Raw genomic sequence first — 23,817 nt, forward strand, 5'->3', positions numbered from 1 at the left:
TTGCGTCCGGCGCGGCGCCGGGCCATCACCTGCGCCCATGCCTCCGTTGCGCCCATGACAGACCCCTCGCTCCGCCTCGATCAGGCGCTCGTCGCCCGCGGCCTCGTGCCCACGCGGGCGCGGGCGCGCGACGCGATCCTGCGCGGCCATGTCCGCGTCGCCGGCCGCCTCGCCGACAAGCCGGGCACGAGCGTGCCGCACGATGCCGAGCTCGCCATCGACGATCCGGCCTCGGCCTATGTCAGCCGGGCGGCGCTGAAGCTCGTCGCCGGGCTCGATGCCTTCGGCTACGATCCCGCCGGCCGGGTCGCGCTCGATCTCGGCGCCTCGACGGGCGGCTTCACGCAGGTGCTGCTCGAGCGCGGCGCGGCGCGCGTCCATGCCTTCGACGTCGGCCATGGCCAGCTTCACCCCGCGCTCGCCGCCGATCCGCGCGTCGTCTCGCGCGAGGGCTTCAACGTCCGCGACCTCACCGCGGCCGAGATCGGCGAGCCGGTCGGAGCGGTCGTTTCCGACCTCTCCTTCATCTCGCTCCGGCTCGGCCTGCCGCCGGCGCTCACGCTCGCCGCGCCGGGCGCCTTCCTCGTCGCGCTGATCAAGCCGCAATTCGAGGTCGGTCGGGCGCATGTCGGCAAGGGCGGGCTGGTGCGCGACGGGGCCGCGATCGACGCGGCGGTCGAGGGCATCCGGGCCTTCGTCGCCGCGACGCCGGGCTGGATCGTCGAGGGGGTGGCCCCCTCCCCGATCACCGGCGGCGACGGCAATCGGGAATTCCTGATCGGCGCCCGCAAGAAGGGTGGAGGTGGCGCCGGTGCTTGAGCGTCTCGTCATCGACCGGCTCGGCCATGAGGGCGACGGCATCGCCGAAACCGCGACCCGCCGGATCTTCGTTGCGGGCGCGTTGCCCGGCGAGACGGTCAGCGCCGAAGTCGAGGGCGAGACGGGCCGGCTCGTCGAGATCCTGACGGCGAGCGCCGAGCGCGTCGCGCCCCTGCCCGGCCACGATCCGGACTGCGGCTGCTGCCCGATGCAGCATCTCGCCTCCGGCCCCTATCTCGCCTGGAAGCACGGTCTCGTCGTCGAGGCGCTGCGCCAGCGCGGCATCGAGGGTCCTGTTGATCCGATCGTGCCGATCGGCCTCGGCACGCGCCGCCGTGCCGTCTTCACGGCGCTGCGCGGTCCCGCCGGCACGGTCGTCGGCTACAACCGGCGCGGCACGCACACCGTCCATTCGGCTGCCGGCTGCCCGGTGCTGGTGCCGGCGATCGCGCGGCGCCTGACCGCGCTCGAGGCCCTCGCCGGCCGCATCCTCGCCGCCTCGAAGCGCGCCAGGATGACGGTTGCCGCCACCGATGGCGGGCTCGACGTCGCGATCGAGGACAGCGGACGCAAGCTCACCCTCGCCGACCGCGAGGCGCTCGGCCGGCTCGGCGAGGACGGCGCGATCGCCCGGCTGACCGTCGACCGGGAAGAGGTGTTCCTCGCCCGCGCGCCGGAGATCGCGATCGGCGGCGCGTCGCTGTTCCCGGCGGCGGGCGGCTTCCTGCAGGCGGCCGCCCCGGCCGAAGCGGCGATGGTCGAGGCGGTGCTCGCCCTCGCCGGCGCATCGAAGAAGCCGATGGCCGATCTCTTCGCCGGCATCGGCACCTTCACGCTCCGCCTCGCCGGGAAGAGCCCGGTGACCGCGGTCGAGCACGACAGGGCGCTGCTCGCCGCGCTCGACCGGTCGGTGCGGCACGCGAGGGGGCTGAAAAAGATCACAGCGCTGCGGCGCGACCTCTTCCGCGACCCGCTGACGGCGAAGGAACTCGAAGCGTTCGGGACGGTGGTGTTCGATCCGCCCCGGGCCGGCGCGAAGGCCGTCGCCGAGGCGCTCGCGCTCTCGAAAGTCGAGCGGGTCGTCGCGGTCTCCTGCAATCCGGCGACCTTCGCCCGCGACGCGCGGATCCTGATCGACGGCGGCTATCGCCTCGTCCGCGTCCAGCCGGTCGACCAGTTCCTCTGGTCCGGCCATGTCGAGCTGGTCGCCGGCTTCATTCGCTGAACACGGTCTTCGGCGTAGCGCGGCCGGGCAACTGCAGCCGGCTAACTTCAGCCGACCTGGCCGCGATGGCGCAGGTAATGGTCGGCGATCACGCAGGCGACCATCGCCTCGCCGATCGGCACTGCGCGGATGCCGACGCAGGGGTCGTGCCGGCCCTTGGTGATCAGTTCGACCTCCTGCCCGCCCGAGGTGATCGAGCGGCGGGGATTGAGGATGGACGAGGTCGGCTTGACGGCGAAGCGGGCGACGATCTCCTGGCCGGTCGAGATGCCGCCGAGAATGCCGCCGGCATGGTTCGACAGGAAGACCGGCTTGCCGTCATTGCCGAGCCGCATCTCGTCGGCGTTCTCCTCGCCGGTGAGCGCGGCGGCGGCGAAGCCCTCGCCGATCTCGACGCCCTTGACGGCATTGATCGACATCAGCGCCCCGGCGATGTCCTGGTCGAGCTTGGCATAGATCGGCGCACCGAGGCCGGGCGGCACGCCCTCGGCGACCACCTCGATCACCGCGCCGATCGACGAGCCGGACTTGCGGATGCCGTCGAGATAGACCGCCCATTCCTCCGCCGCCACGGGATCGGGGCAGAAGAAGGGGTTGTCGTCGACCGCGTTCCAGTTCCAGCGGCTGCGATCCACTTTGAGCGGCCCCATCTGGACGAGCGCGCCGCGCACCGTGAGGCCCGGCACGACCTTGCGGGCGATCGCGCCGGCGGCGACCCGCGCCGCGGTCTCGCGCGCCGAGGAACGTCCGCCGCCGCGATAATCGCGAATGCCGTATTTGGCGTCATAGGCATAGTCGGCATGGCCCGGCCGGTAGCGGTCGGCGATGTCGCCGTAATCCTTCGAGCGCTGGTCGACGTTCTGGATCTCGAGCGCGATCGGCGTGCCGGTGGTGAGCAGCCGGCCGTCCGCCTGAGGCATGACGCCGGAGAGGATCCGCACCTCGTCCGGCTCGCGCCGCTGCGTCGTGAAGCGCGACTGACCGGGCCGGCGCTTGTCGAGACAGGCCTGGATCTCGGCCTCCGAAATCTCGATGCGCGGCGGACAGCCGTCCACCACCGCGCCGAGCGCGGGTCCGTGGCTCTCGCCCCAGGTCGTGACGCGGAAGAGATGGCCGAACGTATTGTGCGACATGGGGCGGCGGATTCCTTGCGGTCGCTGCGTTTCTAGGGACGAGCACCCCGCCCGTCAAACGACGGCCGCGACAACGCCGGGACGCGCCCTCGGAGGGCCTGCGCGCGGGTTAGCCGGATCAGGCAAAAATTTGCAAGGTTCGACGACTCTAAGCTCGACTATCATATGGAAACCTGATTTTCACGTCGTTGTGATATAGAATCTTAAAATGGCTGATTTCCGCCATTTCTCAATCACGATACGTGCTGAAAGCGACCAGAATTTCGACCCTGTCGGCGACCCGATTTTCGCAAGGGGTGTTCATTGAAAAGTTCGTGAGTTGAGGTTCGGGCGGGCTGGGCCGATGTAATCGTCACCGGCCGATCACCGGCGCCGAACAAGCGGCGAAGGACAGATCGGACGGACGAAGCGAATGTCGGACAGTGCCATGCGTGCCTCCAATCCCAGCCTTCTCGCCCTCACCCTGGCGCTCGCCGCGACCCCCGCGGTCGCCGCGCTCCAGTCGGAGCGAACCGTCGACGGACTGGAAGCGCATGCCGGCACCATCGTGCTGTCGACCGGCGAACGCTTCAGCTTCTCTCACCCGGCGCAGCTGATCGGCTTCGCTCCGGGTGAAGCGGACGGCCTCGATCAGTTCCGGCAGACCGGACGCTCGGCCTTCGAGCCCTGCGATCCCGACATCGTCATGCCGGCCGGAATCGATCGGGGCGAATGACAACGGCGCCCCCACGAAGAGGGCGCGAACACGGAGAATGATCATGAAGACCCTCGCTCTCGCGGCCGCCTCGGTCGCCTTCATCGCCGCCGCCGGCTCCGCCTTCGCCGCGCAGCAGATCGACGGCACGCTCGGCGCCGTCAACGGCTCGACCCTCACGCTCACCAACGGCCAGTCCTTCCGCATCGAGAACCCCGCGGCGGTGGTCGGCTTCATCCCGGGCGACACGGTGACGGTCGGTTATGCGGACGAAGGCAGCCAGAAGGTCGCGCTCGGCGTCAGCCATCGCGCCGACCCGACCAAGAACGACTGAGCCCGGGCCCCGCGCCCGAGCCTCGACTGAACCCCACCTCTGGACGGCCCTGATGGGCCGGCCCCGGTCGGGCGCGGCGGAGCCCCCATCGTCGCGCCCGACTACCCCGACAAACACCACGCCGCCCTGAAGAGCGGCGCGCCCAACCACGGAGAAAGATCATGAAGACCCTCGCTCTCGCGGCCGCCTCGGTCGCCTTCATCGCCGCCGCCGGCTCCGCCTTCGCCGCGCAGCAGGTCGACGGCACGCTCGGCGCCGTCAACGGCTCGACCCTCACCCTCACCAACGGCCAGTCCTTCCGCATCGAGAACCCCGCGGCGGTGGTCGGCTTCATCCCCGGCGACACGGTGACGGTCGGCTATGCGGCTGAAGGCAGCCAGAAGGTTGCGCTCGGCGTCAGCCGCCGCGCCGACCCGACGAAGGACTGAACAAGAACCCGGCGATCGGGCCCGGCGGCAAGCCCGCCGCCCCGCCCGGCGCCCGACGCAACCGCGCTTCCGCACAAGACGGGACGCGATCACGGAGAATGATCATGAAGACTCTCGCTCTCGCGGCCGCTTCGGTCGCCTTCATCGCCGCCGCCGGCTCCGCCTTCGCCGCGCAGCAGGTCGACGGCACGCTCGGCGCCGTCAACGGCTCGACCCTCACCCTCACCAACGGCCAGTCCTTCCGCGTCGAGAACCCCTCGGCCGTGGTCGGCTTCATCCCCGGCGACACGGTGACCGTCGGTTATGCGAGCCAGGGCGGCGAGAAGGTCGCGCTCGGCGTCAGCCGCCGCGCCGACCCGACCAAGGACTGACCAAGGACTGAACGACCAACCCGGCGACCGGGTCCGGCGGCGACAACGCCGCCCCGCCCGCCGCCCGATGAAACCGCGCTCCCGCACAAGACGGGACGCGATCCACGGAGAATGATCATGAAGACCCTCGCTCTCGCGGCCGCCTCGGTCGCCTTCCTCGCCGCCGCCGGCTCCGCCTTCGCCGCGCAGCAGATCGACGGCACGCTCGGCGCCGTCAACGGCTCGACCCTGACCCTCACCAACGGCCAGTCCTTCCGCGTCGAGAACCCCTCGGCCGTGGTCGGCTTCATCCCCGGCGACACGGTGACCGTCGGTTATGCGAGCCAGGGCGGCGAGAAGGTCGCGCTCGGCGTCAGCCGCCGCGCCGATCCGACCAAGGACTGAACGACCAACCCGGCGATCGGGCCCGGCGGCGACAACGCCGCCCCGCCCGGCGCCCGATGAAACCGCGCTTCCGCACAAGACGGGACGCGATCCACGGAGAATGATCATGAAGACCCTCGCTCTCGCGGCCGCCTCGGTCGCCTTCCTCGCCGCCGCCGGTTCGGCCTTCGCCGCCCAGGAAGCGGTCGGCACCGTCGGTTCGGTGAACGGCTCGACCCTGACGCTCACCAACGGCCAGTCCTTCCGCGTCGAGAACCGCTCGGCGGTGATCGGCTTCATCCCCGGCGACACGGTTGCGGTCGGCTATGCCGACGAAGGCAGCCAGAAGGTGGCGCTCGGCGTCGCCCGCTTCGCCGACCCGACCAAGAACGACAACTGACCAGCCCGCGATCGGGCCGGCGGCAGGGCCGCCGCCCGGCACGGACTCTCCTCGACCACCCCTCCCGCAGAAGGCGGGAACAACCACGGAGAAGTCCCATGAAGACGCTTGCTCTCGCGACCGCGTCGGTCGCGTTCCTTGCCGCCGCGGCCGGCTCCGCCCTCGCGGCCCAGCAGGCCGACGGCACGGTCGGCTCGGTGACCGCCAACACGATCACCTTCACGAACGGTCAGTCCTTCCGCCTCGAGCACCCCAATGAGGCGCTCGGCTTCATTCCCGGCGACACGGTCAGCGTCGGCTATCAGAACGAGAACGGCCATCCGGTGGCACTCGGCGTCGTGCGGCGCCCCGATCCGACGAAGAGCAGTGGCTGAAAACAGCGGTTGAGCCCGTCCCCCATCCTGATCTCCGGGCTCTAGCGAAGGCGGCGGCCGGTCCCCTCCGGTCGCCGCCTTTGGCTTTCCACGGCCGTCTCAGATGTAGCGGCCGACCCCGCCCTGCCAGAGATAGACGCGATCCTGCGGCACGTCGAGCCGGACGAGCTCGAGCCGGTCGACACCATCGAGCAGGCCGCGCAACACGCGATAGACGCCGCCATGCGAGACGACGACGGTGTCGCGCGCGATGGTGGCGAGCCAACCCTCGATCCGGCGCGACAGGTCGGCATAGCTCTCGCCGTTCGGGGAGGCATAGCCCCATTTGTCCCGGTCGCGCGCGGCATAGGCCTCGGCCGCGATCGCCGCGATCTCGTCGAGCGTATGGCCCTCCCAGTCGCCATAGCTGACTTCGCGCAGCACCGGATCGAGCCGGTAGGCGGCGGGATCGAGTCCCATCGCGGCCCGGACCAGTTCCATCGTTTCGCGGGCGCGCACGAGCGGGCTGGCGACGAAGTCGAAATCCGCCGCCTCGGGCATGCGCGCGGCGATCAACGCGCCGTTCTGCCGGGCCTGGCCGCGGCCACGATCGTTGAGGGGCACGTCGCGCTGCCCCTGCAGGCGGCCGACGGCGTTCCAGTCCGTCTCGCCATGGCGCACGAAGACAATGCGCGGCAGGGCGGCCGGGCTCACTCCTTCGCCACCGCGATGTCGGGGGCGTCGACCGCCTTCATGCCGACGACATGATAGCCCGAATCGACATGGTGGATCTCGCCGGTGACCGAGCGCGACAGATCGGAGAGGAAATAGAGACCGGCATCGCCGACCTCCTCGATCGTCACGGTACGCCGCAGCGGCGCGTTGTATTCGTTCCACTTCAGGATATAGCGGAAGTCGCCGATGCCGGAGGCGGCGAGCGTTTTGATCGGCCCGGCGGAGATCGCGTTGACGCGGATGCCGTTCGGGCCGAGATCGGCGGCGAGGTAACGCACGCTCGCCTCGAGCGCCGATTTGGCGACGCCCATGACGTTGTAGTGCGGCATCACCTTCTCGGCGCCGTAATAGGTGAGGGTCAGCACCGAGCCGCCCTTCGTCATCAGCTTTTCGGCCCGTTGCACCACGGCGGTGAGAGAATAGACCGAGATCTGCATGGTGCGGGCGAAGTTCTCGGCCGTCGTGTCGACATAGCGGCCGGTCAGCTCGTCCTTGTCGGAGAAGGCGATCGCATGGACGAGGAAGTCGAGCCCGCCCCAGGCGCGCTCGATCTCGCCGAACACGGCGTCGATCGTCGAGGGGTCGGTGACGTCGCAATGACCGGCGACGAGCGCACCCAGTTCGGCCGCCAGCGGCTCGACGCGCTTCTTCAGCGCATCGCCCTGGTAGGTGAGCGCGAGTTCGGCGCCGGCGTCGCGCACGGCCTTGGCGATGCCCCAGGCGATCGACCGGTTGTTGGCGACGCCCATGATGAGGCCGCGCTTCCCCGCCATCAATCCGCCCGATGCCGTCATCATCTCGCCTTCCGTTTCCGCTCCCTGCGGAGCGCCTCCTATGGCATAGGGGGGTCTTCGCATCAAGGCGGCCGGCGGCCGAAGGCCGCTCCGCCGCCCGGTCCCGTCGCCAGCGGCGCGTCCCGCCGCGCAGAAAGTCGGTCCGCCATGGTCAGAAATCCGCCCTCCGCCGCGCTCGTCGAACGCTTCGCCTCGATCGTCGGCGCCGCCAACGCCCTCACCGAGCCGGCCGCGATCGAGCCCTACACGCTCGAGCATCGCGGCCGCTATGGCGGCCGCACCGGGCTGGTGCTGCGGCCGGGCTCGGTCGCCGAAGTGTCGGCGATCCTCGCCACGGCCTCCGAGACGATGACGGCGATCGTGCCGCAGAGCGGCAATACCGGCCTCGTCGGCGGCCAGGTGCCGGACGACAGCGGCAGCGAGGTCGTGCTCGCGCTCGACCGGATGCGGACGATCCGCGCCGTCGATGCGGCCGGCTTCACCCTCACGGCGGAAGCGGGCGTCATCCTCGCCGACATCCACGCCGCGGCCGAGGCGGTCGACCGGCTGTTCCCGCTCTCGCTCGGCTCGGAGGGCTCCTGCCGGGTCGGCGGCAATGTCTCGACCAATGCCGGCGGTACGGCCGTGCTCTCCTACGGCTCGATGCGCGATCTCGTGCTCGGCCTCGAAGTCGTGCTCGCCGACGGACGGGTGTGGAACGGGCTCTCGGGCCTGCGCAAGGACAATACGGGCTACGACCTCAAGCAGCTCTTCATCGGCGGCGAGGGCACGCTCGGCGTCGTCACCGCGGCGACGCTGAAGCTCTTTCCACGCCCGAAGGGCCTTGCGGTCGCGCTTGTCGGCGTGCCGAGCCCGGAGGCCGCGCTCGCCCTTTTCGGCGCGGCCCGCGAGCGGGCGCGCCAGGACCTGACCGGCTACGAGCTGATGCCGCGCATCGCGCTCGATTTCGTCTTCCGCCACATCCCCGGCACGCGCGATCCGCTCGCCTCGCTCCATCCCTGGTATGTGCTCGTCGAGGTCAGCTCCGGCCGTAACCAGGAGGACGCCGACGCGACGCTCGAGGGGCTGCTCGGCGAGGGCTACGAAGCGGGCCATGTGCTCGACGCGGCGATCGCCCGTTCGCTCGCGGAAGGGCACGCGCTCTGGCGCATCCGCCACGCCATCTCGGAAGCGCAGAAGCCGGAAGGCGGCTCGATCAAGCACGACGTCTCGGTTCCCGTCGCCGACGTGCCGGCCTTCCTCGCCGAGGCGACCGCGGCGGTACTCGCGCTGATCCCGGATGCGCGGCCGGTGCCGTTCGGCCATCTCGGCGACGGCAACATCCATTTCAACATCAGCCAGCCGGTCGGCGGCGACCGCGAGGCCTTCCTCGCCCGCTGGGCGCAGGTGAACGAGACCGTTCACGCGATCGTCGGCCGCTATCGCGGCTCGATCGCCGCCGAGCACGGCATCGGCCGGGCGAAGCGCGACCTGTTGCCGGGCGTCGAGGGCGACGTCGCGATGGCGATGATGCGCGGCATCAAGGCGGCGCTCGATCCGAAGGGTGTGCTCAACCCCGGCCGTGTGCTGTGACGCCGAAGGCCGCGTTCACCGGCCGTCAACCCTACCTGATCACCACCCGCTAACCCTTTCGGAAATCATCGAAACTTAACCGTGTCCGTTAAGCTGGAACGGGCCGGCCGCATGACACTCTGCCGCCATCGACGAAGACCGGAAGCGGTCCCGAAGAGGTGGTGGCAGATGACGGATGTGCAGCGGAAGAGCGACGGAGCGGACATCGAGGCGGCGGGCGGCCGGCTGCGGCTCGACCCCTTCGCCCTGCCGGTCCGGTTCGAGGCGCCCCTGCCGGCGCCGCGTGGCGGCGCGGTGCCGGCCCAGATCTATCTCGACCGCGCCCAGGCGGTGATGAAGCGGCGGATCGGCGGCGTGCCGGCGATGCTCGCCTTCCCGATCCGGGCCTATCGCGGCGTCGCGGTCCGGATGACCGCCGATGCCGAGGGCCGGGTCCGCACGGTGATCGAGCTGATGCACCGCGATCCGGCGCTGTCGCTGCCGCTCGTCGTCGCCGACGACCTCGGCGATGGCGAGGATGTCGCCGCCGACTGGCAGGCCTGGGGCCGGGCGCTCGGCCTGCCGCTCCTGATCGTCGATACGGACGGCGCGGTGCGCGAGCCGGTCGCCCGGCTCGGCGGTCTCGACATCGGCGCGCAGAAGCCGCGCCGGCTCCACTCCCATTTCGCCGCCCGCCGGCCGCGCTTCCTGAAGCGCCGCAAGGTCGGCCGCGCCGGTCCGCAACCGGTGCTCTGCGGTCGCGAGATCATCGCGCGGGACTGACCTCAGAACGCCGCGTCGGCGAGGAGCAGCGCGAAGAAGACGAGGCCCGCGACGCGGTTGGACTTGAAGAGGGCGAGCGCGCGCACCGGATCGTCGATGTCGATCCGCCGTGCCTGCCAGGCGAGATGGGCGGCGGCGAGGAAAAGCCCCGACCAGGCGAGCGGCCCCGCCTCCGCCGCGATGAGCGCCGCCCCGAAGCAGAGCACCGCGATGGTGTAGAACACCCCGACATAGAAGGGCGCGCGGGCGCCGAACAGCCGCGCCGTAGAACGGACGCCGACGATCGCATCGTCCTCGATGTCCTGCAGCGCATAGATCGTGTCATAGCCGATCGTCCAGGCGACGCCGCCGGCATAAAGAAACAGCGGCGCCCAGTCGAGGCTGCCATAGGCGGCCGCCCAGCCCATCAGCGCGCCCCAGGAGAAGGCGAGGCCGAGCACGCTCTGCGGCCAGTCGGTCAGCCGCTTCATGAAGGGATAGAGGGCGACGACGAGGAGCGAGGACGCGCCAAGCACGATCGCGAAGAGATTGAACTGCAGCAGGACGACGAGCCCGATCGCCGCCTGCAGCACGAGGAAGGCCTTCGCCCGGCCGACCGTCACCTGCCCGCTCGGGATCGGCCGCGAACGGGTGCGCGCCACCCGGGCGTCGAGGTCGCGGTCGACGATGTCGTTCCAGGTGCAGCCGGCGCCGCGCATCGCCACCGCGCCGATGAAGAAGAGGAGGAGGTGGACGGGATCGGGAAAACGCGCGCCGGAGGCAATGGCGGCGAGCGCGGCGGACCACCAGCAGGGAATGAGCAGCAGCCACCAGCCGATCGGCCGGTCCCAGCGGGCGAGCCGGCCATAGGGCCGCAGCCAGGCGGGGGCGAAACGGTCGATGAGATTGCCGCGGTCGGCATCGGCGACCGTGCCGCTCCCGGTTCCGATCGCGCTTTCCTCGCGCATCGCAGGCTCTCCTCATCGACGGTCCGACCGGAACAAGCGGCCGACGCGCGCTGTTTAGCACGGCGAGCCGCCGATCGAGACCCCCGGGCGGCCTCGCCCCGTTGAGCCTCGAGGAGAAGCCGATGCGACCTGTCCCCGCCCTCTTCGCCGCAACGGCGCTCTTCACGCTCTCCGCCGCCGGCGCCCTTGCGCAGGGCAATCTGCCCGTCGAGCGCGACGAGTTGCCCCAGCCCGCCGAGGAGGGGCGGCCCGGCACGTCGGCAGAGGATGGCGGGCCGGTCCGCGCAACGGCCCGGCTCGTCGGACCCGATGGCACGGAGCACGGCATCGTCCGCTTCGCGATGGCGCAGGTCGGCGTGGTGATCACGGTGGCGGTGAAGGGACTGCCCGCGGGCACGCACGCCATCCACATCCACGAGAAGGGCGCCTGCACGCCCGACCCGGAAGCGGCCGGCGGCCATTTCAACCCGACCGGCACCGAGCACGGCGTGATGAATCGCGACGGGCCGCATGTCGGCGACCTGCCCAATCTGCATGTCCCGGAGAGCGGCACGCTGACGGTCGAGTATTTCGCCCCGCTGATCACCCTCGCCCACGGCGAGACCGGCGCGCTGCTCGACGAGGACGGTGCGGCGGTCGTCATCCATGCCGGTCCGGACGACTATCACACCGATCCGGCCGGCGGCTCCGGCGACCGCATCGCCTGCGGGGCGATCGAGGCCGCGGCGGCAGACGAATAGCGGAAGCGTTTCCCCTCCCCGCGCGCCGATGCTAACAGGCGGGCGGACAAAGGAGGGTGAAGCGTGACCATCGATGTGCTCCTCGTCGGATCGGGCGGCCGCGAGCACGCGCTCGCCCATGCGCTTTCGCGCTCGCCGCAGCTCGGCCGGCTCTACGCCGCACCCGGCAATCCCGGTATCGCCGCGCTCGCGGAGCTGGTGCCGATCGGGGTCGATTCGCACGATGCCCTCGTCGCCTTCGCGCGCGAGAACGCGATCGGTCTCGTCGTCGTGGGGCCGGAGGCGCCGCTCGTCGCCGGCCTCGCCGACCGTATGGCCGAGGCCGGCATCCCGGTCTTCGGACCCTCCGCCGCGGCCGCGCAGCTCGAAGGGTCGAAGGGCTTCACGAAGGATCTCTGCGCCGAAGCGGGCATTCCGACCGCCGCCTATCGCCGCTTCACCGACGCCGCCGCGGCGAAGACCCATATCGCCGAACGCGGCGCGCCGATCGTCGTCAAGGCGGACGGCATCGCGGCGGGCAAGGGCGTCGTCGTCGCCGCCTCGGTCGCCGAGGCGGAAGCGGCCGTCGACGCCTGTTTCACGGGCGCGTTCGGATCGGCCGGCGCCGAGGTCGTCGTCGAGGATTGCCTCGTCGGCGAAGAGGCGAGCTTCTTTGCGCTGTCGGACGGCGAGACCGCGGTCGCGCTCGGCGCGGCGCAGGATCACAAGCGGGTCGGCGACGGCGATACCGGCCCCAATACCGGCGGCATGGGCGCCTATTCGCCCGCCCCGATCGTCGACGCGGCGATGACGGAACGGGTGATGGCGGAGATCATCCGCCCGACGGTGGCCGCGATGGCGGCGCGCGGCACGCCCTTCAGGGGGGTGCTCTTCGCCGGACTGATGATCACGGCGAATGGGCCGGAGCTGATCGAATACAATGTCCGTTTCGGCGACCCGGAATGCCAGGTCCTGATGCTGCGGCTCGAGAGCGACCTGCTCGACCTCCTCCTCGCCACCGCCGAAGGACGGCTCGCCGGCGCCGCGCCGCGCTTCCGTGCCGATGCGGCGCTCACCGTCGTGATGGCGGCGAAGGGCTATCCCGGCGCGTACGAGAAGGGCACGCCGATCGCCGGCCTCGAGGCCGCCGGGGCGCTGCCGGGCGTGACGGTGTTTCAAGCCGGGACGGCGCTCCGCGACGGGGTGCTGGTGGCGAATGGCGGCCGGGTGCTCGCCGTCACGGCGCTCGGCGCGACGGTCGGCGAGGCGCAGGCGCGCGCCTACACGGCGGTCGCGCGGATCGACTGGCCGGAAGGCTTCTGCCGCGGCGATATCGGCTGGCGCGCCGTGCTGCGGGAAGAGACGGCCGGCTGAGGCCCGGCGGGCCTTTCCGCACGACCGCGAATCCGACAGACTCGCAGCCCGAGAGAGGATGTCCGATGGCGATCCGCCGGCTTTCCGAGGAGGTGATCAACCGCATCGCGGCCGGCGAAGTCGTGGAGCGGCCGGCGAGCGTCGCCAAGGAGCTGATCGAGAACGCGATCGACGCCGGCGCACGCCGCATCGACGTGACGACGGCCGGCGGCGGCATCGCGCTGCTGCGCGTCACCGACGACGGCGGGGGCATGACGCGGCCCGATCTCGAACTGGCCGTCGAGCGGCACGCGACGTCGAAGCTCGTCGACGATCTCCTCGACATCCGCACGCTCGGCTTCCGCGGCGAGGCGCTCGCCTCGATCGGCGCGGTGGCGCGGCTCGCGATCGCCACCCGCCACGCGGCCGAGCCGCACGGCTGGACGATCGCGGTCGAGGGCGGCGCGGCCTCGCCGGTGCGGCCGGCGGCGCTCGGCAGCGGCACGCGCGTCGAGGTCGCCGACCTCTTCTTCGCGGTGCCGGCGCGCCTCAAATTCCTGAAGGGCGCGCGCGCCGAGGCGAGCGCGATCACCGAGGTGGTGCGGCGGCTCGCCCTCGCCCATCCGGAAGTCCGCTTCTCGCTCGCCGGGAGCGACCGCAGCGCGCTCGATTTCCCGGCCGCGACCGGGCCGGACGCGCTGCTCGTGCGTCTGGCGCAGGTGCTCGGCGAGGATTTCGTCGACAATGCGCTCTCGATCGAGGCGGTGCGTGAAGGCGTGCGCCTCTCCGGCCATGCCGGCCTGCCGACCTATCACCGCGCCAACGGGCTGCAGCAATATCTCTTCGTCAACGGCCGGCCGGTGCGCGACAAGCTGCTCCTCGGGGCGATCCGTGGCGCCTATGCCGATGTGATGGCGCGCGACCGCCATCCCGTCGCGGTGCTGTCGATCGCGCTCGATCCGCACCAGGTCGACGTCAACGTCCATCCCGCCAAGGCCGATGTGCGCTTCCGCGATGCGGGTCTCGTGCGCGGGCTCGTCGTCGGCGCCATCCGCGAGGCGATCGCCCGCGCCGGCCACCGCGCGACGTCGACCGGCGGCGGGGCGACGATCGCCGCCTTCCGCCCGGCCGTGCGGCCGGCCGCAGCTGCCGCCTCGGCCGGATCCTGGAGCTCTGCGCGTCCGGCGTCCTGGAGCGGCGCGGACCGCGGACCGGCGCCCGTCGCCGGCAATACCGCCGGGTTGCGGGCACCCGCCTTCGCGCCGGCACCCGGCTTCGCGGAAGCCGCACAGGCGGCGTTCGAGACGATCGCCATGCCGTCGGCCGATGCGCGCGCCGACGCCGCGCCCTCGGCGGAAGCGCTCGACCGGCCGCTCGGGGCGGCTCGCGCGCAGATCCACGAGACCTATGTCATCGCCCAGACGCGCGACGGGCTCGTCATCGTCGACCAGCACGCGGCGCACGAGCGGCTCGTCTATGAACGGCTAAAGGAGACGCTCGGCCGGACGGGCGTGGCGCGCCAGGGTCTGCTGATTCCGGAGATCGTCGACCTGCCGGAAGAGGACGTCGAGCGGCTGGCCGGGCGGGCCGAGGAACTCGCCATGGTCGGGCTGGTGCTCGAGCCGTTCGGTCCGGGTGCGATCGCGGTGCGCGAGACGCCGGCGCTGCTCGGCAAGCCCGACATCGCCGCGCTGGTGCGCGATCTCGCCGACGATCTCGCCGAATGGGACACGACGACGCGGATCGCCGAGCGGCTCGACCATGTCGCGGCGACGATGGCCTGCCACGGCTCTGTCAGGGCCGGCCGCCGGCTGAAGCCCGAGGAGATGGACGCGCTGCTGCGCGAGATGGAGGCGACGCCGGGTTCCGGCCAGTGCAATCACGGCCGGCCGACCTATGTCGAGCTGAAGCTCGCCGACATCGAGCGGCTGTTCGGCCGGCGGTGATGCGGCGTCGAAGAAGCGTTGCGCGGCGCCCGCTTTCGCCGGATAAGAGAGGCATGAACCGCATGGAAAACGGCCGTGGCGGAGAGGCGAGGATTCGCTATCTCGACGGCGACTTTCAGATCCTGACGCCCGGGGCCTTCGTCCGCTGCGCCGTGACGGGGGCCGAGATTCCGATCGACGAACTGCGCTACTGGAATGTCGAGCTGCAGGAGGCCTATGCCGACGCGGCCGCGTCGCTGAAGCGCCATCAGGAACTGAAGCGCTACTGAACCGGCCTCGGCCGCGCGACGGCGATGCGCCGTAGCATATCGGTGAACAGCGCGCGCACGCGGCCTTCGTCCGCGAAGGCGAGGCGGACGCGGAACACCGTGGTCCGTTCGCGCAATTCGCCCCGCTCGCGGGTCGCACGGGCGAGCCGGGCCATATCCTTCTCGGTCGAGATCAGCGCGAGATCCGCCTCGGCGGCGCGGGCACGCAGGCGATGGGCGTCCTCGACGGTGAAGACATGGTGGTCCGGGAAGCCGCGCGCCTCCTTGAGCGGCACGCCGGCGGCGACGAGGCTGTCGAAGAATTTCTCGGGCCGGCCGATGCCGGCATAGGCGAGATAGCCCGCCGCATCGAAGGTCTGATCGGGAACGGGCTCGAGCCGCGCCCGCAGCACCGGCTTGCCGGCCCGCGCGGCGCGGCGGACGAGCTTGTCGCCGGCCGCGCCCTCCCCCACCACAAGCACCGCATCGGCCCGCACCATCTGCGCGGCGAGCGGCGCACGGAGCGGCCCGGCGGGGAAGACGAAGCCGTTGCCGATCCCCGCCCCGCCGTCGACGACGAGGAGGGACAGATCCTTGGCGAGCGCCGGATTCTGGAAACCGTCATCCATGATGACGAGGTCGACGCCCTCCTCGACGAGCAGCCGCGCCCCCGCCGGCCGGTCGGCGGAGACGACGGTCTTCGCTTCCGCCGCGAGCAGGATCGCCTCGTCGCCGACGATCGCCGGATCGTGGATCGCCGGGTCGACGACCGCCGCTGCGCCGGCACGGCCGCCATAGCCGCGCGTCAGAAAGCCCGGCGTGCGGCCGAGCGTCCGGGCGATGCGGGCGAGCGCGAGCGCGGTCGGCGTCTTGCCGGCGCCGCCCACGGTGAAATTGCCGATGCAGACCACCGGCACCGGCGCGACGAGCTCGGGCGGCCGGCGCATGCGGGACGCCGACACCGCGCCATAGACGAGGCCCGCCGGCGCGAGACCGAGCGCCGCCGCCGTCGGCCGGCGCCGCCACCAGAAACCCGGTGCCTTGATCATCCCCCGCCTCCGCGGTGCGCGTCGAGGCCGGAGGCGATGGCGATCGGCCGCAAATAGGGCAGCAGCGCCCGCATCGTCGCGTCGAGCGCCCCGGAAAAGGCGGCGAGTGCCTCCGCCGCCTTGGTCGCCCGCCGCCGCATCGCGGTCGGGTCCGAGAACAGCGCATCGAGGACGGTGGCGAGCCCCTCGGAATTGCGCACCGTCTCCGCCCGGCCGGTGCGGTCGAGCGCGGCATAGACCTCCGCGAAATTGTGGACGTGCGGCCCGTGCAGGATTGCGGTGTCGAGCCGCACGGGCTCGATCGGGTTCTGCCCGCCATGCGGCACCAGGGAACCGCCGAGAAAGGCGATCGGGGCGAGCCGGTAGAAGAGGCCCAGTTCGCCGAGCGTGTCGGCGAGATAGATGTCGGTCTCCGGGCGGATCGGCTCGTCGCGGCTGCGCAGCGCGACGGCGAAACCGCGCGCCGCGAGCGCCGCGGCCACCTCCGGCCCGCGACCCGGGTGGCGCGGCACGATGATGGTCAGGAGGCCGCGCCGGCGGTGGCGCAGCACCCGGTGCGCCGCGGCGATCACCTCCTCCTCGCCCTCATGCGTCGAGGCGGCGACCCAGACGTCCCGGCCGGCGAGCAGCGGCTCGAAAGCGGCGACGGTGCGCGGGTCTGCAAAGGGCGGCGGCACGTCGAATTTGAGATTGCCGGTCACCGTGACCTTCTCGACGCCGAGCCGGTGGTAACGCGCGCCGTCCGCCTCGCTCTGCGCAAGGCAGAGCGTCACCGGACCGAACAGCAGCCGGGCCGTCTCGCCGAGCTTCTCCCAGCGCGCGAAGGAGCGCTCGGACAGCCGGGCATTGACGAGCACCTGGGGGATCTTCGCCCGGACGAGCCGCCCCATCGTCGCCGGCCACAGCTCCGATTCGACGAAAAGCGCGAGGTCCGGCCGCCAGTTGTCGAGGAAGCGATCGATGCAGGCGCCGATGTCGAGCGGCGCATATTGATGGAACGCCCCCTTCGGCAGCTTGCCCATCGCCGTCTTCGCGCCGGTCAGCGTGACCGTCGTGAAGAGCACGCCGACCCCCTCGTCGACGATGCGGGCGACGAGCGGCATCACGGCATTGGTCTCGCCGACGCTCGCCGCATGGATCCAGACGAGCCGGCCGCGCGGCCGCGCGAGCGAGGGCCGGCCGAAGCGCTCGCCGCGCCGGAGCGGGTCCTCCTTGCCGCGGCGCGTGCGCCAGCCGAGAAAGGCCGGGACGAGCGGCAGCGCGGCATAGCCGGCGGCGTGATAGGCCCGGAGCAGAAGCCGTCCGGCGCGTTCATCCATCGCGGCGCCCCGTCAGCTCGGCGGCGCGCCGTGTCACCGTGAGAAGCATCGCCTCGACGGCGCAACGTGCGGATTCGAGCGCCGCGTCGTCCAGATGCGCCTCGACATAGATCGGCGCGCCGACGACGCAGGCGGCGCGGCCGAAGGGCAGGTTGAGTTCGGACCGGTCCCAGCTCGGAATCGTGATGCGGTAACGGCTCAGGAAGGAGACAGCGAGGATCGGCCGCCCGCTCGCCTGCGCGAGCTTGACGATGCCGAGACCGACCCGCCGTGGCGTCTGCTTGGGAAGATCCGCGGTCATGCACACGGTCGCGCCCTCTTCGAGCGCCCGCCGCATGGCGAGGAAGCCGGGCACGCCGCGCTTCTCGCGGATGTGCCAGGGCACGCGCGCAGCCGAAGCGCGCACCGTCCCGAGGCCGAGCGCCTCGACCACGGCGGCGTTGATCTCGCCGTCGTCGCTGCGCGAGATCATCGCCCGCACGTCGTGCCCGTGACGCCGGAGAAAAGGCAGCAGGAAATGCTGGCCGTGCCACATCGTGACGATCGCGGGGAGATGCGGCGCATAGGCGGCATAGGGATCCTCCGGCTCGAAGACGACCCGGCTCGTCGCCCGGACGAAGGCGAGATAGCCGGCGAAGCCATAGCCAATCGCCCGCAGGGCGGGTCTGTTGCGATAGAGCCGCTCGAGCGGCGGGCGTTTCTCGGGCGCGTCGTTCTCAGCCGACACCGGGCCCTCGCTCCAAGAACCATCCGAGCTTCGACAACCATCCGAGCTTCAAGAGCCACCCGACCATTCGCACGGACGCCGCACGAGGGGAAGGGCGAGGGTGGCCCCGCGCATTCACCCGCCCGTCGCTTCGGGATCGAGCAGCCGATGCAGATGGACGATGAAATAGCGGGTCTGGGCGCTGTCGACCGAGCCTTGCGCCGCCTTTTTCCAGGCGTCGTAGGCGGTCTTGTAGTTCGGAAAGATGCCGACGATGTCGAGCTTCGAGAGATCGGAGAAGTTCACCGCCTCGAGGTCGCTCAGTTCGCCGCCGAAGACGAGGTGAAGAAGCTGCTTGTCGGGAGCCGTCATGCCTGACCCTTCTGCTCTGCGCATCACGCCATGCCCCGGTACTATGCCGACCGCGTCCGCGCCATACCACCAAAACCTTGTATGGGGCGACGCCTAGGCTCCGTGGCCGCGGCCGAGCGCCGCGGCGACCGCGTGTTGCAGCGCCGGAGCGGCGGCGACGAGGGCGGGATGACGCGGATCCGACCGATTGTAGCGGGGCGGCGCGCCGTCGAGATCGGCGAGCAGCCCGCCCGCCTCCGCGACGATGAGATCGGCAGCGGCAATGTCCCAGTCCTGCGCATTCGGCCCGGCGATCGCCACGTCGATCCGGCCGGTCGCGACGAGCGCGATGCGATAGGCGAGCGAGGGCACGAAATCGGGCGCGCGGGTGCCGAGGAGCTTCGCCTGCCGGCGCGGGCCGGCGATGTGAGCCGCGTCGAGCGCCGGCGGGGTGGCGAGCGCCAAAGGCCGTCCGCCGAGCGTCGCGCCGCCGCCGGTCCGCGCCTCGAACAATTCGTCGAGTGCCGGGGCGTAGAGCGCGGCGGCGACCGGCCGGCCGTGCTCCACGACGGCGATCGACACGGTCCAGCGCCGGTCGCCCTCGATGAAGCCGCGCGTGCCGTCGATCGGATCGACGACGAAGACCCGCGCCCTGTCGAGCCGCTCCGGCCCGTCCGCGGTCTCCTCCGACAGCCAGCCATAGTCCGGCCGCGCGGCGCGCAGACGCGCGCTCAGGAAGTCGTCGACGGCGATGTCGGCTTCCGTGACGGGCGAGGAAACGCCCTTCGTCCAGCGGCGCGGATTGTTGCGGAAATAGCGGAGCGCGATCGCGCCCGCCTCACGCGCCGCCGCGGCGATCAGGAGGAGATCGTCGGCCGCCGCCATCTATCGGCCGGCGACCGTCATCGCCTCGACCGCGACCGTCGGCGCGTTGACCGCATAGCGGTATTCGAGATCGTCGGCGACCAGCAGCCGGGCGTACATGTCCTTGAGATTGCCGGCGATCGTGATCTCGGCAACCGGCTCGGCGAGCGCCCCGCCGCGGATGCGGAAGCCGGCGGCGCCGCGGCTGTAATCGCCCGTCACGCCGTTGACGCCGTGGCCGATCAGCTCGGTCACATAGATGCCGTCCTCGGCGCCGGAAAGAAGTTCCGCCCGACCGAGCGGTCCGGCCAGGAGGGTGAGGTTGGTCGACGAGGGCGACGTGCCGCCGCCGCCCCGCGACGCCCGGCCGTTCGTCTGAAGACCGAGCTCGCGCGCCGCGGCGCTGTCGAGGAACCAGGTCGTGAGCACGCCGCCGGAGATCAGGTCGAAGGCTTCGGCGGCCACCCCCTCGCCGTCGAAGGGCCGCGAGCCGAGGCCGCGCGGCCGCAAGGGATCGTCGCTGATGCGCACGTGCTCGGGCAGGATGCGGGTCCCGAGCGCATCCTTGAGAAAGCTCGTCTTGCGCGCCACCGCCGCGCCGTTCGCCGCGCCGGCGAGATGGCCGACGAGGCTCGTCGCGACGCGCGGGTCGAACACCACCGTGTAGCGGCCGGTGGCGAGCCGGGCCGGCGACAGGCGCGCGACCGCGCGTTCGCCGGCGCGCCGGCCGATCTCGGCGGGATCGGGCAGGTCGACGGCATGCGTCTTCGCCGCCGAATCATAGTCGCGCTGCATGCCCGTCCCCTCCCCGGCGATCGCCGAGAGCGACACCGCGTGAGTCGAGCGCAGATGGCTGCCGGAAAAGCCGTGCGAGGTGACGAGCACCATGCCGCCGAGCGACCAGGAGGCCGACGCCCCGCCCGAGCGTACGACGCCCGGAACGGCGCGCGCCGCTGCCTCGGCGCGCTGCGCGCGCTCGACGAGCGTCTCCGAGGACGGCATGTCGGGATCGACGACGTCGAGCGCGGGAAGGGTGCGGGCGAGCCGCGCCGGGTCGGCGAGGCCGGCATAGCGGTCTTCGGGCGCGACCCGGGCCATCGCCACCGCCCGCTCCGCAAGCACCTGGGGCTCGTCGAGCGCATTCGAGCCGACCGATGCGTTCCGCCCGCCGGCGAAGACCCGCAGCGACAGCCGATCGCTCTCCGAACGCTCGGTCTCGGTGACCGCACCGTCACGCACTTCGACGGACAGCGAGGTGCCGCGCACCGCGATCGCGTCCGCCGCATCGGCGCCGGCCCGCTTCGCCGCCTCGACGAGGGCGGCGGCACGGTCGAGCAGGCGGCTCTCGTCGGGCATGGCGGTCATCGGGGGCTCCGCTTTCGTCGGACAGGTGCACCGTTGTGTAGGTATGCCGGCCCGCCGCCGCAAGGGTCCCGCGGCCGGATGATCCGGCCCCGCAGCGCCCGCGCGGCGGCGCCCGCTCCGCCGACATCGGATCGACACGTTTCCCCGACAGGAGAGGGGGTGGAGAAGCACGCGGCGCCGGGTTGCACAGCGCGTCGTGATTGACCACTCTCAGCAGCATCCCATACAGGCTTGCGAAGGATCGGGGCATGGCGGTCGAAACGGATCCGGCCTTCACCGCGGCGGCGGCGCTGCTCGGCGCCGGCGTGCTCGCCGTGCCGCTGTTCAAGCGGCTGGGGCTCGGCTCGGTGCTCGGCTATCTCGCCGCCGGCGTGCTGATCGGACCGTTCGGGCTCGGCCTGTTCACCGATCCGGAGGCGATCCTGCACGTCGCCGAGCTCGGCGTGGTGATGTTCCTCTTCGTGATCGGCCTCGAGATGCAGCCCTCGCGCCTGTGGGGGCTGCGGCGCGAGATCTTCGGCCTCGGCGCCTTCCAGGTCGCGGCCTGCGGCGCGGCGACCATGGCGGCCGGCATCGCGATCGGCTTTCCCCCGCTCGTCGCCTTCGTCGCCGGCATGGGCTTCACGCTCTCCTCGACCGCGATCATCATGCAGATCCTCGAGGAGCGTGGCGATATCGCGACCGCCCCGGGCCAGCGCATGGTGTCGATCCTCCTGCTCGAGGACCTGTCGATCGTGCCGCTGCTCGCGGTGGTCGCCCTCTTTGCCCCGGGCGGCGGCGAAGCGACGGCGATGGACCGGCTGACGAGCGTCGCGATCGCCGCCGCCGCAGTGGCCGTCGTCGTCGCGGCCGGGCGCTGGCTGCTCAACCCGATGTTCCGCATCCTCGCAGCGGCGCGTGCCCGCGAGGTGATGACGGCCGCGGCCCTCCTCGTCGTGCTCGGCGCGGCGCTGATCATGGATCTGGGCGGCCTGTCGATGGCGATGGGCGCCTTCCTCGCCGGCGTGCTCCTTTCCGAATCGACCTTCCGCCATCAGCTCGAAGCGGACATCGAGCCGTTCCGCGGCATCCTGCTCGGCCTCTTCTTCCTCTCGGTCGGCATGGCGCTCGATCTCGCGGTGATCGGCCGCGAGTGGCCGATCGTGCTCGCCGCAGTGCTCGCCTTCATGGTCGTCAAGGGCACCGCGATCTATCTGGTCGCGCGGCTGACGCGGGCGAAGCACGGCGAGGCGCTGTCGCGCGCGGTTCTGTTCGCGCAGGGCGGCGAGTTCGCCTTCGTGCTCTACACCGCCGCTTCCGGCTCGGGCATCCTGCCCGGCGAGACGCAGGCCGTGCTGACCGCCGCCGTCATTCTCTCCATGGCGCTGACGCCGCTCGCCATGCTCGTGCTCCGCTTCGTGCTGCCGAAGCCGAAGCCCGCCGAGATCGAGGAGGATTTCGCCGGCGCCGGCGGCAAGGTGCTGCTGATCGGCTTCGGCCGGTTCGGCCAGATCGCCTCGCAGTTCATGCTGGCGCAGGGGCTCGACGTGACGGCGATCGACAATGATGTCGAGATGATCGACAGCGCCGGCAGGTTCGGCTTCAAGGTCTATTTCGGCGACGGCACGCGGCTCGACGTCTTGCGCGCCGCCGGTATCGAGGAGGCCGATCTCGTCGCGATCTGCACCGACCGCAAGGAGGCGACGAGCCGGGTCGTCGAGGTGATCCGCGAGGCCTATCCGATGAAGAAGCTCTATGTGCGCTCCTTCGACCGCGTCCATACGATCGAGCTGATCGAGGCGGGCGTCGACTACCAGGTGCGCGAACTCTACGAGAGCGCCTTCACCTTCGGCCAGGCCGCGCTCGAAGGACTCGGCGTCGACGCCGACCGGGCGGCCGAGATCGCCGCCGATCTTCGGGCCAAGGACGCCGAGCGGCTCGCCATCCAACAGGCCGGCGGCTTCATCACCTTCGGCCAGCAGCTCGCCCGCTCCCGCGTCACGCCGCAGCCGCTCGTCCAGCCGAAGCGCGAATCGAAGCGCATCGACCGTCCGGACCCCGCGCCGGCGGAAGGCGCCAGGACGGGCTGGAGCTGAGGCGGCCTCAGAGCGCCGCGAGGCGCCGCTCGAGCGCGGCGCGGACCTCGGCGCGCACCGGCTCGGCCGCTTCGAGGATCGCCGGTGCCTTCCAGAAATCGAGCACCTGGAACGGCTGGATCGCCGGACGGACAAGAATGTCCGGCGCGTGCGCCGTGCGCAGCTTCTCGCGCGTGATGGTGTGCATCAGCAACTGCGACGAGCCGAAGGCGAGATCGATCGACCCCGGCACGCGCGGCGGCGTCCCGGCCGGTGCGCCGACCACATCGACGGCGACCGTGATGTCGGCGTGCGGCGCGACCCTGTCGAAAGGCAGCGGGTTGACGAGACCGCCGTCGAGCAGCACCCGGCCGTCGCGCAGCACCGGCCGGAACAGCACCGGAATGGCGATCGAGGCGGCGATCGCCGGAAAGAGCGGCCCGTGCGAGAAGATCGCCGCCTCGCCGGCGTAATAATCGGCCGCGACGATCTCGAGCGGCACGATGAGATCGGCGAAGTCGCGCGGCAGGCCGGCCGGCATGAAGAGATCGAGTGTCCGCTCGGGATCGATCTGGCCGAGGCCGAACAACGCGCCGCGCGACCGCAGCTTCCACAGCCGGGCGAGCACCTCGGGCCGGTTGCGGAAGAGCTCGAGCACATAGGCGCGGATCTCCGAGGCGGGCATGCCGGCCGCGCAGCCGGCACCGATGACGGCCCCGATCGAGGACCCCGCGACGATCGAGGGCCGGATGCCGAGATCGTCGAACGCCTCGAGCACGACGATATGCGCGAGGCCGCGGGCTCCGCCGCCGCCGAGCGCGAGCCCGACGCGCGGCCCCCCGGTGGTCCGCGCCGGAACGGCCTTGCGTTCCGCCGGCGGGTGCGACGGCGCTTCGTCGTCCTCGCTCATCGC

At 71.5% G+C, this 23,817-nt stretch carries 27 protein-coding genes; 16 read left to right on the plus strand and 11 right to left on the minus strand.

From position 1 onward, the window contains the following. Positions 1-54 precede the first annotated feature (54 nt). The gene (locus tag GGQ63_RS05650) at positions 55-819 is read left to right on the plus strand and encodes a TlyA family RNA methyltransferase (RefSeq protein WP_183853440.1); all 765 of its coding nucleotides are present in this window, start codon (positions 55-57) and stop codon (positions 817-819) included. Continuing rightward, the gene (locus tag GGQ63_RS22315; protein WP_343061084.1) at positions 803-2,044 is read left to right on the plus strand and encodes a class I SAM-dependent RNA methyltransferase; all 1,242 of its coding nucleotides are present in this window, start codon (positions 803-805) and stop codon (positions 2,042-2,044) included. The genes GGQ63_RS05650 and GGQ63_RS22315 overlap by 17 nt, the downstream gene beginning before the upstream one ends. A 47-nt stretch (positions 2,045-2,091) precedes the next feature. Here the strand turns inward: GGQ63_RS22315 and aroC are convergent, their stop codons facing one another. Beyond that, the gene (aroC, locus tag GGQ63_RS05660) at positions 2,092-3,177 is read right to left on the minus strand and encodes a chorismate synthase (RefSeq protein WP_183853442.1); all 1,086 of its coding nucleotides are present in this window, start codon (positions 3,175-3,177) and stop codon (positions 2,092-2,094) included. Positions 3,178-3,589: 412 nt separating this feature from the next. Between aroC and GGQ63_RS05665 the strand changes: the two genes are divergently transcribed. The 7 genes from GGQ63_RS05665 (at position 3,590) to GGQ63_RS05695 (ending at position 6,141) form a co-directional block, all read left to right on the plus strand. Further along, positions 3,590-3,892, plus strand: coding sequence for a hypothetical protein (locus GGQ63_RS05665; RefSeq protein WP_183853444.1), 303 nt, complete (start codon positions 3,590-3,592; stop codon positions 3,890-3,892). Between the two features lie 43 nt (positions 3,893-3,935). Further along, complete coding sequence (locus GGQ63_RS05670; RefSeq protein ID WP_183853446.1) at positions 3,936-4,205, plus strand: hypothetical protein; 270 nt, start codon at positions 3,936-3,938, stop codon at positions 4,203-4,205. Between the two features lie 161 nt (positions 4,206-4,366). Continuing rightward, positions 4,367-4,633: a hypothetical protein gene (locus GGQ63_RS05675; RefSeq protein ID WP_183853448.1), complete on the plus strand. Its 267-nt coding sequence runs from the start codon at positions 4,367-4,369 to the stop codon at positions 4,631-4,633. Positions 4,634-4,737: 104 nt separating this feature from the next. After that, positions 4,738-5,004, plus strand: a complete 267-nt coding sequence (locus tag GGQ63_RS05680) for a hypothetical protein (protein ID WP_183853449.1) — start codon at positions 4,738-4,740, stop codon at positions 5,002-5,004. A 117-nt stretch (positions 5,005-5,121) separates the two neighbouring features. Then, positions 5,122-5,388, plus strand: a complete 267-nt coding sequence (locus tag GGQ63_RS05685) for a hypothetical protein (protein WP_183853450.1) — start codon at positions 5,122-5,124, stop codon at positions 5,386-5,388. 106 nt (positions 5,389-5,494) lie between these two features. Beyond that, positions 5,495-5,767, plus strand: a complete 273-nt coding sequence (locus tag GGQ63_RS05690) for a hypothetical protein (RefSeq protein WP_183853452.1) — start codon at positions 5,495-5,497, stop codon at positions 5,765-5,767. A gap of 98 nt (positions 5,768-5,865) precedes the next feature. Next, positions 5,866-6,141, plus strand: coding sequence for a hypothetical protein (locus tag GGQ63_RS05695; RefSeq protein ID WP_183853454.1), 276 nt, complete (start codon positions 5,866-5,868; stop codon positions 6,139-6,141). Between the two features lie 99 nt (positions 6,142-6,240). Here the strand turns inward: GGQ63_RS05695 and GGQ63_RS05700 are convergent, their stop codons facing one another. Both GGQ63_RS05700 and fabI read right to left on the minus strand, forming a co-directional pair. Continuing rightward, entirely contained in the window at positions 6,241-6,834 is a 594-nt protein-coding gene (locus GGQ63_RS05700; RefSeq protein ID WP_343061085.1) for a histidine phosphatase family protein, read from the minus strand. Beyond that, on the minus strand, positions 6,831-7,649 hold the full coding sequence (gene fabI / locus GGQ63_RS05705; protein WP_183854050.1) for an enoyl-ACP reductase FabI: 819 nt from the start codon (positions 7,647-7,649) through the stop codon (positions 6,831-6,833). The genes GGQ63_RS05700 and fabI overlap by 4 nt, the downstream gene beginning before the upstream one ends. A gap of 147 nt (positions 7,650-7,796) precedes the next feature. Between fabI and GGQ63_RS05710 the strand changes: the two genes are divergently transcribed. Continuing rightward, positions 7,797-9,221, plus strand: coding sequence for an FAD-binding oxidoreductase (locus GGQ63_RS05710; protein ID WP_183853456.1), 1,425 nt, complete (start codon positions 7,797-7,799; stop codon positions 9,219-9,221). A gap of 168 nt (positions 9,222-9,389) precedes the next feature. Continuing rightward, complete coding sequence (locus GGQ63_RS05715) at positions 9,390-9,983, plus strand: DUF6101 family protein (protein WP_183853458.1); 594 nt, start codon at positions 9,390-9,392, stop codon at positions 9,981-9,983. Positions 9,984-9,985: 2 nt separating this feature from the next. Here the strand turns inward: GGQ63_RS05715 and ubiA are convergent, their stop codons facing one another. Continuing rightward, positions 9,986-10,930 (minus strand): 4-hydroxybenzoate octaprenyltransferase, encoded by a 945-nt coding sequence (ubiA, locus tag GGQ63_RS05720; RefSeq protein ID WP_183853460.1) that lies wholly within the window; start codon positions 10,928-10,930, stop codon positions 9,986-9,988. A 122-nt stretch (positions 10,931-11,052) separates the two neighbouring features. Between ubiA and GGQ63_RS05725 the strand changes: the two genes are divergently transcribed. The 4 genes from GGQ63_RS05725 (at position 11,053) to GGQ63_RS05740 (ending at position 15,217) form a co-directional block, all read left to right on the plus strand. Next, positions 11,053-11,670, plus strand: a complete 618-nt coding sequence (locus tag GGQ63_RS05725; protein ID WP_183853462.1) for a superoxide dismutase family protein — start codon at positions 11,053-11,055, stop codon at positions 11,668-11,670. 69 nt (positions 11,671-11,739) lie between these two features. Further along, positions 11,740-13,023, plus strand: coding sequence for a phosphoribosylamine--glycine ligase (gene purD / locus GGQ63_RS05730; RefSeq protein ID WP_183854052.1), 1,284 nt, complete (start codon positions 11,740-11,742; stop codon positions 13,021-13,023). Between the two features lie 65 nt (positions 13,024-13,088). Next, positions 13,089-14,948, plus strand: coding sequence for a DNA mismatch repair endonuclease MutL (gene mutL / locus GGQ63_RS05735; protein ID WP_183853464.1), 1,860 nt, complete (start codon positions 13,089-13,091; stop codon positions 14,946-14,948). A gap of 53 nt (positions 14,949-15,001) precedes the next feature. Continuing rightward, positions 15,002-15,217, plus strand: a complete 216-nt coding sequence (locus tag GGQ63_RS05740) for a DUF2093 domain-containing protein (RefSeq protein ID WP_183853466.1) — start codon at positions 15,002-15,004, stop codon at positions 15,215-15,217. Here GGQ63_RS05740 and lpxK read toward each other — a convergent pair. The 6 genes from lpxK to GGQ63_RS05770 form a co-directional block, all read right to left on the minus strand. Next, a complete protein-coding gene (gene lpxK, locus GGQ63_RS05745; RefSeq protein ID WP_183853468.1) occupies positions 15,211-16,245 on the minus strand; it encodes a tetraacyldisaccharide 4'-kinase in 1,035 nt (344 codons plus the stop codon). The genes GGQ63_RS05740 and lpxK overlap by 7 nt on opposite strands. Then, complete coding sequence (locus tag GGQ63_RS05750; protein ID WP_183853470.1) at positions 16,242-17,564, minus strand: 3-deoxy-D-manno-octulosonic acid transferase; 1,323 nt, start codon at positions 17,562-17,564, stop codon at positions 16,242-16,244. The genes lpxK and GGQ63_RS05750 overlap by 4 nt, the downstream gene beginning before the upstream one ends. After that, complete coding sequence (locus GGQ63_RS05755) at positions 17,557-18,291, minus strand: DUF374 domain-containing protein (protein WP_183853472.1); 735 nt, start codon at positions 18,289-18,291, stop codon at positions 17,557-17,559. The genes GGQ63_RS05750 and GGQ63_RS05755 overlap by 8 nt, the downstream gene beginning before the upstream one ends. A 114-nt stretch (positions 18,292-18,405) precedes the next feature. Continuing rightward, positions 18,406-18,642, minus strand: coding sequence for a DUF4170 domain-containing protein (locus tag GGQ63_RS05760; RefSeq protein ID WP_183853474.1), 237 nt, complete (start codon positions 18,640-18,642; stop codon positions 18,406-18,408). A 93-nt stretch (positions 18,643-18,735) separates the two neighbouring features. Then, a complete protein-coding gene (locus GGQ63_RS05765; protein ID WP_183853477.1) occupies positions 18,736-19,506 on the minus strand; it encodes a 3'(2'),5'-bisphosphate nucleotidase CysQ in 771 nt (256 codons plus the stop codon). Continuing rightward, the gene (locus GGQ63_RS05770) at positions 19,507-20,850 is read right to left on the minus strand and encodes a TldD/PmbA family protein (protein ID WP_183853479.1); all 1,344 of its coding nucleotides are present in this window, start codon (positions 20,848-20,850) and stop codon (positions 19,507-19,509) included. It abuts the gene before it with no gap. A 248-nt stretch (positions 20,851-21,098) separates the two neighbouring features. Here GGQ63_RS05770 and GGQ63_RS05775 point away from each other — a divergent pair, with 248 nt between their 5' ends. After that, positions 21,099-22,925: a monovalent cation:proton antiporter-2 (CPA2) family protein gene (locus tag GGQ63_RS05775; protein ID WP_183853481.1), complete on the plus strand. Its 1,827-nt coding sequence runs from the start codon at positions 21,099-21,101 to the stop codon at positions 22,923-22,925. Positions 22,926-22,932: 7 nt separating this feature from the next. Here GGQ63_RS05775 and GGQ63_RS05780 read toward each other — a convergent pair whose 3' ends face one another. Next, complete coding sequence (locus GGQ63_RS05780; RefSeq protein WP_183853483.1) at positions 22,933-23,814, minus strand: patatin-like phospholipase family protein; 882 nt, start codon at positions 23,812-23,814, stop codon at positions 22,933-22,935. Positions 23,815-23,817 lie beyond the last annotated feature (3 nt).

It is taken from the genome of Prosthecomicrobium pneumaticum (genome assembly GCF_014199915.1).
Classification (GTDB): domain Bacteria; phylum Pseudomonadota; class Alphaproteobacteria; order Rhizobiales; family Kaistiaceae; genus Prosthecomicrobium; species Prosthecomicrobium pneumaticum.